Genomic DNA, 11,670 nt, shown 5'->3' on the forward strand with positions numbered 1-11,670 from the left:
GTCATAATGCTCTGAATGTTCTAGAAACTTCAACAGCATTCACACCTTCAACTTGAGTAAGCCCATCCATTTGCGTAGATTCAACAGAGCCAGTAATTACCCCAATTATTGGCATTATATTTTCTACATTCATCCCAGATGCTTGTAAATTTGCTGCAACATCAAGGATTTTGTCTAGATATTCATCGTCTACAGAAACAGAAATATTTACGGTATTCATGAGGAATCTATTCGATTAAAAAGGTTTATGAGTACGGCTTTAAAGCAGTACTCATAGATTTATTATCTGCGTTCGATGCCTCAAATGCGTTGTACGATAGCTAGAAATTTAACTATTCTCTTGCTGCATTACATACGCTAGAAGTACCTTCAATCAAAGCATTCCAAGTGTTGACATCAACAATTCCATCTGGTGATAAATTGCGTTGCTCTTGGAAATTTCTCACTGCATTTTCGGTTCTTTCGTCAAATTCAGATTGGAATTCAACTTGATCAAAACCATAACCTAGCAATAGCTGTTGTAAAAATCTTACAGCTTCACCTTTCTGATTGCGCTGAATAACTGGCAGAGAATTCATAATTTTTTCCTCGTTGAATCTTGTTTTGACTGTTCCGAATTTGATTTACTGCTTTTTCATTACTTACGCAGTTTTTCGTAAATTATCTGAAATGACAGTAATTTAGGTTAATGGTGCATGACGCTCTACAAGTCCGATATTAGAGGATTTGTCAAAGCGTCAGATATCCTAAAAATATCAGTGATTAACGACGGCATTTACGATAGAAATGGTCTCCCATCGCTCTCCATGTTTCTCTATCGATAGTCCCATTGACTTCGACAGCAAAACCATTGTCGCGGTCGTATTGATAATGTTCTTGTAATGCTCTTACTGCTTCTTGTGTATCTGCATCAAAAACATCGTTGCTGGGATCTATGTTAGTGAAGTTATAAGAGTACAACAGTTTTTTAGCGTGTAAAACAATCGGACCGCGACTGTTGAGTTTAAGAACTGGAAGATTAATTTTTTCAGATGCTGTGTTGTTTGCAGAACTTTGCATGATTGATTCTCCGTTAATTAATGCGAAAATTTATTGAATGGAAAATTGGTTTTTATTGTTGTGAAGGAGCTTGAACCAAACCAGCACCCACATCTCGTTGGGGAAGATTTATATCTCGAGCATTTTGAATAATCACGTTCCACAGTTCTTGTCCTCTCAATCCGGTCACTTGAGCGTATAGAGCAGCAATACCCGCAACGTGTGGTGTAGCCATACTTGTACCACTCATATTGTCATAGTTATCCGGCATGGGAATACTAGAATAAACATTTACCCCAGGAGCTGCAATATTAATTTCACCTCCTTCTGGATTTATTCCACCACAGGAAAATTCATAAATTTGCAAATCGGAGTCAATAGCTCCTACAGCCATGATGGAAGGACAATTTGCTGGACTACCTACTGGAACAATATTTCCTTGAGAACGATCGCTTTCATTACCTGCTGCTGCAATGATTAAAGTACCTCGATTAAGCGCTCTTCTAGCAACAGCTTCATAAACGCGAGAGTAAGTATCTCCAGGTTGAAAATCAGCACCAACTGACATGGAAATAATTTGACAACCACTAGCGATCGCCCATTCCATCGCTTGAATAAGACCACTATCTGTATAGCTAGGATCTTTTTTGTTAGGGAATATTTTACTAACATAAAGTTCGGCATCATAAGCGATTCCATATCTCGGTGATTCGCTTGGATTCAATGAACCGCAAGCTGTTCCCGCGCAGTGAGTACCGTGTCCGTCTACATCCTGTACATCATACTCAACAAAGGACTTGGAAACTATTTTTCGATTTTGAAAATCGGGGTGTGTTAAATCTAAGCCAGTATCTAAAACTGCTACCTTAATACCGATACCGCTGATGCTAGTGTCTAAATCGGCTACTCCTGTTACCTGCAAACCCCAAGTAGCTTGTGATTCATCAAAGTCAGCTTGTGGCTTAACATTACGTGCTGTTGGAACATCAACTATTGGGTAAACGTATCTTTCTGGCTCAACGAACAAAATTGGGCTATCGTCGATCGCTCTGGTGTTTGTACTAATTTGCTCTGGTGGTGCATCTACTACAGCAACACCAATGCTCTCATAACCAGTAATGCTATCTGCACTTCTAGTACCAACCGTATCGGCTAGTATTTGTAAGCCTTCTGCAACTGCGTCTTCACGCAACAAAACTAAACTTCTACCTGTAAAACGAGGTCGATTACTATTAGTCATTTTTTACCTTCGTGTAAATTAAAGTTAGAACTAGAACTGCTCATAACTCATCCCGACTGGGAATAAACTATGTTGTTGACGTTCTGAGTTTATATAGTTAAAGGATTTTGAGCTTATGCAGTTGGGTTTATTTGTCCACCAACATAAGGATTTCTGGGAAAACCCGACTCTATTTAAAATTACCTCTGAGGGAGGATGTGAAAATTGTCACAAATCATTCAGTATTTACCTTGACTGACTTCTATATTTTGACCATGAATCAAGAAAAGCAAGAACCAAAGAAAACTAATACACAAGAGCAAGATAATTCTCGTTCTCCAGGAGTTGACAGAGGATTGAGCAGTACGGACACATCTAAGAAGAATACAAAAGAATCCAATCAAGATTAAAATTCACCGACAACAATGTAGAGACGTAGCACTGCTACGTCTCCAATAATGTAAAATTATTACTGCATATTTCAATTTGACAATTACTAAATTAGATTAAATCATCGGTAAAATGCGAGCGATTAAACTAGAAACACTGCTAATATTGCTGATAATATTGACCGTATTTTGCACACTTTGTAAGGCATTATTCAATGATGTAATGGCTCGGTTTAGCTCTGGTTCTAAAGGTTTCATTTTTGCCGATATTCTTTCTAGATTTTGTACCTCTAATTTGTGCAAACAGTCATCATAATATTTTCGCTGATTAACAAAAGCTTTCCTTTTTGCTTCGTCTCTTTCTCGCTCAATTTTAGTTTGAACTTCCTGAGAATAAAGCTTCGATACTTGTTGTCTCATTTGTGCTAACAAGTTTGTTGTAGTCATGATTATTATTCCTCGTAGTTTAATAATTTTGAGTTGATTTGTGATTTATTTATTTAACAGAGCTAGAAAATAATCGATATCTTTGATAACATCATTAAGGCTTTTTGGATTAACTTTTCCTTCAACTGAAGCTGTGTAAATCTGTTTAAAACCTTCTAAAGCAGAACTGGCTTGATTTATCTCTTCAACTTGCCGACTCATCAAAAACATTTTCTTACGATTTTGAGTCCATTGTGGGATTAAATCGTGTGGAATTGGCTTTTCTTCTTCTAACGGTAGAATCACAAGTAATTGCTCTCGCTGTTGCTGTAACTCATTGATATTATGGTTCATTGTTTCACCGAGAGCTTTGAGCATTTCTTGTTGAATTGTCAGTTCTTTGAGAATTAATGGATTGCGTTCTTCCAATTCTTTTCTTAATACACCGTTAATTTTAGAGCTAACAACAAGTTTACCGAGATTTCCGAGTACACTTTTAGTCGGAAACAATCTATGATTTTGCAGCTTCAGACCAACAGCTTCAAGATTAGTAGCAATAGTTTCTATTTCTTGTTTTGTGGTTTCGGGTGTATCAGAATAAGCAAGTTCTCTCAATGTGCTGAAATAATCGGTTAGCAGTTTATTATGGTCGCTGATGTCTTTAATCACAGCTAACATTTCTCGATCTCGTTGCTTAGAATCTTGGTAGTCTGTTAAAGTTTGATTTGAGAGTCTGTCATTAAGCAATAATTTTTCAGAGCTTAAATCGATTTGCAATTCCCTAGCTTTATTTAATAATTGATCAACAGCAATAGTATATTTATCACCAGCTTCTGATAGTTGTTGATATTGTTTGGTATACTTACACCCAGTTGATAAAGCTGCAACTACAGCAACTAAAACAAACGTTTTACGAAAGTTATCAAGCATAATCTACTTATTCTGTGCGTGTTGGCTATATAAGGGTATAGAATTCGTTGGTATGAACTGATGCAGTTGCTAGGGGATAAGTTTACCAAGCGGTTTAACCAAACGTATCTAAATTCAAGCTAGGTACAGTGCGAATGTGCGATTACAAAGTTAACAGCCGTGAACTAGAATCACAAATGTATACATACATAGCTATTTGTATTCGCAGAGCCGATCGCCGGGATTTGAATTATTCTTGAGATAATCCTGTAGCTGATTGCAAGCTGTTTTAATTAGTTGATCGGTTGACTGAATCTCCCACAATTTGACACTACCGTCGTTCCCCGTAGTAGTCAGTAATTGACCATTCTTGCTCAAACTAATGCTGTTCACAACAGATTGTTGAGTTTGCCAGGTTACTAAAGGTAATATATCTTTGGGATTTTGCAAATTCCACAATAGTATCCTTCCTATGCGATCGCTGCTAATAATTTTTTTGGCATCTGGACTAAAGGTGACTGAGGTGATTTCTGGACCATATATTTGAAATATTCTTTTCCATTCACTTTGTAAACTCCACAAACGAATAGTACCGTCTTCACCACCGCTAACTATCTTCTGACCATCTGGACTAAAGGCTACACTATTGACCGCACCTAAATGACCTTCAAACGGTTTAAGGTGCTGTTGACCTTGTAAATTCCACAAACGAATAATACCGTCTCGATCACCACTAACTATTTTTTGACCATCTGAACTTACAGCCACACTTGTCACAGGAATAGAATCATTTTTAAATGGTTTTCCCAAAAATTCACCTTGCAGATTCCACAAACGAATCATCCCGTCCTGACTACCACTAACTATTTTCTCCCCATCTGCACTTAAATTCACACCTGTCACAGGAGTAGAATCAGCTTTAAAAGGTTTAAGGTGCTGTTGACCGTTCTTGTTCCACAAGCGAATAATACCGTCCTGACCACCACTAACTATTTTCTGACCATTCGTATTTAAACTAAGGCTACCTGCATAGCTATTATTTTCAAATTTCTTGAGTTCCTTACCCTGCAAATCCCAAATACGAACCATCGTATCGTCGCTGCTACTCACCAATTGCCCACCATCTGGAGTAAAACTCACACTTCTAACAGGTCCTTGATGAGCGACAAATTTCTCCAACTCCTTACCTTGTAAATCCCAAACCCTAACAGTAGCATCTCCTCCTCCGGTAGCTAATTGCTTACCATCTGGACTGAATACTACATCCCAAATTTTGCGTTGTTGTGCATTCCATTGTTTATATAAGATAGGTTGTTTGCCTTGCACATTCCACAGTCGAACAAATTTATCTTCTCCCACACTCGCAAGTAGTTGACCATCTGGACTAAAACTAAGACCACTTACAGAAACTTCATGACCTGCAATTTTAGCTAATTCCTTACCTTGAAAATTCCACAAGCGTATAGTTCCATCATCCGAACCACTTGCGATTAGATTACTATTTTGACTAAAACTAAGACTTTTTACTGGCTTTTGATGACCTTTTAATTCTACCGATAGCTTACCCTGTAAATTCCATAAACGCACAGTACCGTTATCTCCTTTGCTAGCCACTTTACCATCTGGGCTAAACTCAATCCCCCACAATCTACCTTGTTGTGCATTCCATTGTTGAACTAACTCACCCTGTAAGTTCCACAAACGGACAAACCCGTCATCTCCAGCAGTTGCGACTAACTGACCGTTGGGGCTATATTTGATACTTTTTACCGAATCTTTTTGTTTTTCAAATATCTTCAACTCCTTACCCTGCGAGTTCCACAAGCGGGCTGTACCGTCATCTCCACTGGTAGCTAATTGCTTTCCATCTGGACTAAATGCCACACTTCTTACGGGACGTTCGTAACCTTGCAAGCGATTGCGTTCTTTAACTGTATAAACTGCTTTTTGTAGTGTTCCTTCTATTTCTTGCTTTAACTGAATATCGGGTGGGAACAACTGCAAAAGTGGTTGTTTGAGAGTATTTTCGGCTTGCAAAATATTGATTGCACCATCTAAAGATTGATTATTGGTCAAGCTTTTTTCCGCCAATTCTCTCAATGTATTGACTTGTCCTATCTGTGAAATTCTTAGATAAAATAAAGCTACAGTAGTCAACCCGCTTAAACTCAGAATTACGCTAATGAAAATCCGCGATCGCCAACTTACGTTTCGACGTTTTTGCAAAACGCTACTTCCCACAAACTCCAGTTCTAATTTGTTAAACCAATTTTGCTCGGAGTTGAGTTTCTGTTTTAAGACATCGAGATAAGGATTGGCATTCCAAAGAAATTGTGCGGGTTTTTCTCGCGAAAGCTTTTGTTGATTACGCGATCGCTTCCACAGTCGAACCAATTGAGCAGTGGTTGTATTAAATAAGTTTTCAGCGACGTAGAATGTCCGATCCAACCCATCAATCGCAGTTCCAGCTTTGGCTCGGAAACTCGATGGTTGTTGCTTACTTTTAACATCTTGCCATTCCACCGCTGCTGGTGTGAGTCGTCGTTGTAAAATCAAACCTTCTTCTTCATCTTGTTTCCACATCAGTAGCTTTTGCCAACCTCTTACCAAAGCATCATGGGCTGGTTCTACATAGGGTTGACTTGACTCATTTTGTCCTTCCACGAGCAAACGTGCATCTGTAAAATGCCGAATTGCTTCTTTGATGCGAGTATTTTCCGGTTCGGGATACTCCAATTCTGATAATGGTACCCTTCTACGGGCTATTTCTCCACCACCTACAGCTACCATCCGCAGCATTAACTTGCGAATAGTATCACTATAAGCAGTATCTTTTTTGACTAAATTATCGAACTCGCAATCTGCTCTTTGGGTCAAACTACGAGTTACGCCTCCTAACTGTTCGTAATCTGCTTGAGTAATTACGCGGTCTTCTCTTGTTCTTTCTCTAACACTTTTTAGATATTTTAAATACAGTTCGCTTAAGGTAAAGGAAAGTAACGGTAACGCCCCCGGCATCTGCGCGACTTCATCAATTAATTTATCTACCAAACTGTGCGGTTCAAAATACATAACCCTTGCTGAAGCTGGTTCCTCGATGCAAGCGCGTAATTCTTCCCGCGTCATTGCCGGAACTATAAACCGAGATGAATACCAATATGGCTCTAAGGCTGAATTGGATAATTGAGGTTCAAAATCACTACGTAGTGTCAGTACTATTCGTAAATTATCTGAATAATTAGTTACTAAATTAGTTAATAAATTGAGAAAAGCTTCCCGCTCTTGGTCGTTGAGGCACAGGGTAAATAATTCTTCCGTTTGATCGATTACCAGCATTAATTTTGACTGCGGATTTTGCGCTATATTAACCAGTTTGTCTGCTACCAAAGTATTATTTAAAGCTTTTAACGGCAACTCCCCAGGACGTATAGGTGCAAGGATCTGCCATTGTGAATCTAATTGTTTAATATAATGTATCAATCCCGCTTTTACCAAACTTGATTTTCCGGTTCCCGAAGCACCCAGCACTACCGTTAATGGTTGTTTGGCAACTTGTTGATACAATTTTTCTGTTAAAGCTTGTCTACCGAAAAATAGTTTGCTGTGTTCTTCGTCAAAAGAATTTAAACCACGATAGGGATTTTTTGATTCATCTAAAGGTGGTGCTGGTGGTAAATTTAATTCATGTCCGGGAGCAAGAAAGATATACTCGCCCTTATCATGTTTATTTAAACACCAAATACCCGGAGTTTGTCGCAAATTACATTCTTCAGTGGGAATTTCAACTGTATCCCGTAAATACAAATACAATTCAGTGGCTGTAATAACTCCATCCCCGGCAGGTTTACCATTTTTTGCAGGTGGATGAGAATCTGCTTCACCTTCGAGAGCTTCTAACAATGCAGCCGCAAAAGGGGAATGATTACCAACTTGACCGCGTTCTGTATCTAATCTAAAGTTATCTAAAGCTTTTTGGTCGGAAGCTGAAGAAGTAATGATTTGCCATGCAGGGTCTGTAATAAAACGGTCATAACGTTCTTTGTGAATAATCTCTGGTTCAGTCAATAAATCTCTGGTACTCGACCAGCGGAAAGCACCAGAAAAACAACAATCAAAGATACCTAAGAAATGCCGACAAGGTAATTTACTCAAAGCATCATGTAACTTCGTCATCGGCAGATAACTATCAGTATCACCCTGCTTTGCATCTTGGGGAATTAAGTAACCAGCCGGACCATCATCCCCATTGAGCGCGACTCCATGACCAGCAAAATAGAATAATAAGCGGTCATTTTCCGTAACTTGTTCTGGTAGTGTTTTTTCTAAAAGTTGATTTAAATTATTGAGGGTTGCAACTTCGTCTAAGCATACCCAAGCTTGATAACCATGCTTTTCTCGGAGAGTTTCTACTAGTTTTTTGGCATCGTTTACAGCAGTTTTTAAGGAAGAAATGCCGTTTTTATAGTTATTGATACCGATGATAAATGCTAAGTTGCGGGAAAACATATTTCGATGAACAGTTTGGTAATGTTGGAAAAAATTGCAAGCTTAGCAGTAATTCCCCATGAGTTAATTTTAGATTATTTATTTTCACCAACGACTTGATAAACTAATTTCATCACATCTGCCGGAATTTCTCTCACTAAACGAATGGGAAATGTTTTCGTAGATGCATCTACCGCATATTCGGGTGTAAGAAATGCTTGATATGAGGGAGAATTATTTTTGGAAACAAAAGCCAAGGTAATTCCCTGGATATATTTACGAATATCGGCAGCTTTTTCTCCCACCACTTCACTTTTATTCTGGCTTTCCCTTCCTGCGGTAGATGCTGGCTCTTTGACGCTACCGTGAGTTGCACCGACAATTCCTACCAGCCATTTAGGTGACGGAATTTTGTTAAAACTAATGACTTGTTCGGTTAAAGCGGGAGTAGTTTTGTCTGCGGAAGATGCCAGCATGAGTGTAGGAATTTGGACTTTTTCCAATCCAGTTTCACCAAACATTAAAGAAGTTGTTGGGTTGAGGGCAATTACTTGTTTAACGCGATTATCTCGGAGTTGATATTTCTTTTCTGGTAAATCTTGGGCAATACATTGTAGCCATTCTGATGAATTTGTGGAAGCTGGGAGATTGCGACAATAGGATTTTAAGTAATCGATTTGCATTTCACCTCCAGCTATTGCTAAAGCTGTTCCACCCCCAAAGGAATGACCGATCGCAGTCACATTATCGGTGGAGACTTGACCGAAAAGTTGGTGATTTGGCTGTTTATTAAGTTCTGTTAATTTATCCAAAACAAAACTAAGATCGCGAGGGCGCTCTAAAAATTCCTGCGGCTTCATCAAAGAAATAATTCCATCTTTTTTAGTCCAATTAATTTGATAATTTCGGTTGCTACCTGTATGCTCCACTGCTGCAACGACATATCCGTGGGATGCCAGATGCTTAGCGATATACACCATATCGGATTTATTCGACGAAAAACCGTGACTGAGAACAACTACGGATTTCGCTGTTGAAGCTTTAGGAAAATAAATATCCACAGGAACCAAGCGAGAAGAGCGTTTTTCGTCCTTTAAATTGAGCTTGAGAACATTTACAACCGCATTCCCCGGTTGAGTCGGATCGATATTTGAACTAAATTGAGAATTATTAACCGTAGACAGTCGAGGAGCGATCGCATCCATAAACTGCTGGGTTTGCTTGTAAGCTAAATCTAATTGGTTAAACGCTTTCGATGCTTTTTCCACATCTATTTCTAGCTGTTCGCCCGGATAAGCATCAATAAAACTAATAATCGAAAGTCCCTCCCTATTTTTAGCACCACGAACTAACGCAGCCCTCAATGCTTGCATTCCCCCACTCTCCGAGTGCAAAGTTACTTTTGACAAATCCTTGAGAATAGCACTACCACCAGGGGTATATAATACTTGACTTAAGGTGACAAAATTAATAGGATATTTTGTTCGTAGTGTTTCTAATAATACCTGCCGTTTCTCCACAGGCAATCGGTTAGTATATTTTTTGTAATGTCCCTGTATTTTCCCGGTTTCGGCAATCTGTTGTAATTCTTTCACCGAGATAGATTCGGACAAAATACCATAACGCAAGACGACTGTTTCGGCGGCTTGTACGGGAATGTTTGTGCTTAATAGATAGGTCGCAGTGGCACAAAATAAGCCAGCAGATGCTTTTAAGATGTTTAAATATGTTTTCATGGTTTGAGATTTTAAAAAGTGGTGGAAAACGGGGAGTTTGCAACCGTGGGTGCGGTTGTTCCCCGTGTATGTATAGATGTAGTTGCCACTTTTTTTAACTGATGCAGTCTGGAAGGTATTGTAATTGCAAGCTTGGTATAACTAGTTGCAAAGATTGCGATCGCTCTCTTCTACCTTGGGGTTGTTTTGCAGATAATCACGCAGCCAACTACAGCTGTGTTCTAGTAGATTGTCTAGGTTAAAATTTGCAGAAACCTCTGAATAATTCCATAAAACTACTTGTCCAGATTTACTTCCTGAAGCTAAAACGGCGTTGCTGATTCAGGGGATGATTCTGCTGATTTTTGGACGAAATAATAATACTTTCAGCCTCTAGTTCATCCCGCATTTATGCAACGCCGGTTTTTTAATACGAAGATGACTTACGTAACTTGCTTCTGCGTAGGGGTATTACAAATTACTAGTACCATCACACAAATGCTTATCACTCTCATTATCAGGGGGATTAGTTTTATAATACTCGCGCATAAAATTACACCCTTTCTGGAGTAAATAATCAAAATCCAGCCTCCACAGTTTCACTGTCTTGTCCCTACTGGCAGAAGCAAGCATTTTGCCATCGGGACTGAAGCTGATGCCCCAAACCTCGTCTGTATGCCCAGTTAGGGTTTTGATTTCTTTGCCAGTGCTGATATCCCACAGCTTCACCGTCCTGTCAACACTGGCAGAAGCAAGCATCTTGCCATCGGGACTGAAACTGATATCCCAAACCTCGCTTGTATGCCCAACTAGGGTTTTGATTTCTTTGCCGGTACTGATATCCCACAGTTTCACCATCTTGTTAGCACTGGCAGAAGCTAGCATCTTCCCATCGGGACTGAAACTGATGGCATTAAACGAGTTTGTATGCTTATTTAGGGTTTTGATTTCTTTTCCGGTGCTGGTATCCCACAGTTTCACTGTCTTGTCAAGACTGGCAGAAGCTAGTATCTTGCCATCGGGACTGAAACTTATGGCATTAACCTCGTTTGTATGCCCAACTAGGGTTTTGATTTTTTTGCCGGTACTGATATCCCACAGTTTCACCGTCTTGTCAAGACTGGCAGAAGCTAGCATCTTGCCATTGGGACTGAACCTGATGCCATAAACTTCGTCTGTATGCCCAGTTAAGGTTTTGATTTCTGTTCCTGTGCCGATATCCCAAAGTTTCACCGTTTTGTCCTTACTGGCAGAAGCTAGCATCTTGCCATCGGGACTGAAGCTGATGCCCCAAACATTGTTTGTATGCCCAGTTAAGGTTTTGATTTCTTTGTCGGTACTGGTATCCCACAGTTTCACCGTCCTGTCAACACTGGCAGAAGCTAGCATCTTGCCATCGGGACTGAAGCTGATGCCCCAAACCGCACTTCTATGCCCAGTGAGGGCTTTGATTTCTTTTCCGGTGCTGGTATCCCACAGTTTCACTGTC

The 11,670-nt window shown here is 39.5% G+C and carries 10 protein-coding genes; 1 reads left to right on the forward strand and 9 read right to left on the reverse strand.

Features of this window, described 5'->3' with window-relative positions:
* Window position 1: 1 nt before the first annotated feature.
* From VB797_RS13885 to VB797_RS13900, 4 genes are all read right to left on the reverse strand, one after another.
* On the reverse strand, window positions 2–220 hold the full coding sequence (locus tag VB797_RS13885; RefSeq protein WP_323238279.1) for a ketohydroxyglutarate aldolase: 219 nt from the start codon (window positions 218–220) through the stop codon (window positions 2–4).
* 112 nt (window positions 221–332) lie between these two features.
* Window positions 333–578 (reverse strand): peptidoglycan-binding domain-containing protein, encoded by a 246-nt coding sequence (locus tag VB797_RS13890; protein WP_323238280.1) that lies wholly within the window; start codon window positions 576–578, stop codon window positions 333–335.
* A gap of 184 nt (window positions 579–762) precedes the next feature.
* Window positions 763–1,059 carry a peptidoglycan-binding domain-containing protein gene (locus tag VB797_RS13895; RefSeq protein ID WP_323238281.1) on the reverse strand — a complete coding sequence of 99 codons (297 nt, stop codon included), beginning with the start codon at window positions 1,057–1,059 and terminating at the stop codon, window positions 763–765.
* Between the two features lie 52 nt (window positions 1,060–1,111).
* Window positions 1,112–2,278 (reverse strand): S8 family peptidase, encoded by a 1,167-nt coding sequence (locus tag VB797_RS13900; protein ID WP_323238282.1) that lies wholly within the window; start codon window positions 2,276–2,278, stop codon window positions 1,112–1,114.
* Window positions 2,279–2,475: 197 nt separating this feature from the next.
* Between VB797_RS13900 and VB797_RS13905 the strand changes: the two genes are divergently transcribed.
* Window positions 2,476–2,667, forward strand: coding sequence for a hypothetical protein (locus tag VB797_RS13905; RefSeq protein WP_323238283.1), 192 nt, complete (start codon window positions 2,476–2,478; stop codon window positions 2,665–2,667).
* Window positions 2,668–2,763: 96 nt separating this feature from the next.
* On the opposite strand, the gene VB797_RS13910 is transcribed toward VB797_RS13905, so the two are convergent.
* The 5 genes from VB797_RS13910 to VB797_RS13930 form a co-directional block, all read right to left on the reverse strand.
* On the reverse strand, window positions 2,764–3,093 hold the full coding sequence (locus VB797_RS13910) for a hypothetical protein (RefSeq protein ID WP_323238284.1): 330 nt from the start codon (window positions 3,091–3,093) through the stop codon (window positions 2,764–2,766).
* A 45-nt stretch (window positions 3,094–3,138) separates the two neighbouring features.
* Window positions 3,139–4,002 (reverse strand): hypothetical protein, encoded by an 864-nt coding sequence (locus tag VB797_RS13915; RefSeq protein ID WP_323238285.1) that lies wholly within the window; start codon window positions 4,000–4,002, stop codon window positions 3,139–3,141.
* A gap of 192 nt (window positions 4,003–4,194) precedes the next feature.
* The gene (locus tag VB797_RS13920) at window positions 4,195–8,487 is read right to left on the reverse strand and encodes a caspase family protein (RefSeq protein WP_323238286.1); all 4,293 of its coding nucleotides are present in this window, start codon (window positions 8,485–8,487) and stop codon (window positions 4,195–4,197) included.
* A gap of 74 nt (window positions 8,488–8,561) precedes the next feature.
* The gene (locus VB797_RS13925; RefSeq protein WP_323238287.1) at window positions 8,562–10,202 is read right to left on the reverse strand and encodes an alpha/beta hydrolase; all 1,641 of its coding nucleotides are present in this window, start codon (window positions 10,200–10,202) and stop codon (window positions 8,562–8,564) included.
* A gap of 450 nt (window positions 10,203–10,652) precedes the next feature.
* Window positions 10,653–11,670, reverse strand: a 1,018-nt coding sequence (locus tag VB797_RS13930; protein ID WP_323238288.1) for a WD40 repeat domain-containing protein, incomplete at its 5' end; no start/stop codon positions are given.

This window comes from Rivularia sp. UHCC 0363, from assembly GCF_034931125.1.
Classification (GTDB): Bacteria; Cyanobacteriota; Cyanobacteriia; order Cyanobacteriales; family Nostocaceae; genus Rivularia.

Bases quoted from the DNA above. Each gene is read 5' to 3' on its own strand.
- VB797_RS13915 (WP_323238285.1), bottom strand. From the start codon at position 4,002: ATGCTTGATAACTTTCGTAAAACGTTTGTTTTAGTTGCTGTAGTTGCA.
- VB797_RS13895 (WP_323238281.1), bottom strand. From the start codon at position 1,059: ATGCAAAGTTCTGCAAACAACACAGCATCTGAAAAAATTAATCTTCCA.
- VB797_RS13910 (WP_323238284.1), bottom strand. From the start codon at position 3,093: ATGACTACAACAAACTTGTTAGCACAAATGAGACAACAAGTATCGAAG.
- VB797_RS13885 (WP_323238279.1), bottom strand. From the start codon at position 220: ATGAATACCGTAAATATTTCTGTTTCTGTAGACGATGAATATCTAGAC.
- VB797_RS13920 (WP_323238286.1), bottom strand. From the start codon at position 8,487: ATGTTTTCCCGCAACTTAGCATTTATCATCGGTATCAATAACTATAAA.
- VB797_RS13900 (WP_323238282.1), bottom strand. From the start codon at position 2,278: ATGACTAATAGTAATCGACCTCGTTTTACAGGTAGAAGTTTAGTTTTG.
- VB797_RS13890 (WP_323238280.1), bottom strand. From the start codon at position 578: ATGAATTCTCTGCCAGTTATTCAGCGCAATCAGAAAGGTGAAGCTGTA.
- VB797_RS13925 (WP_323238287.1), bottom strand. From the start codon at position 10,202: ATGAAAACATATTTAAACATCTTAAAAGCATCTGCTGGCTTATTTTGT.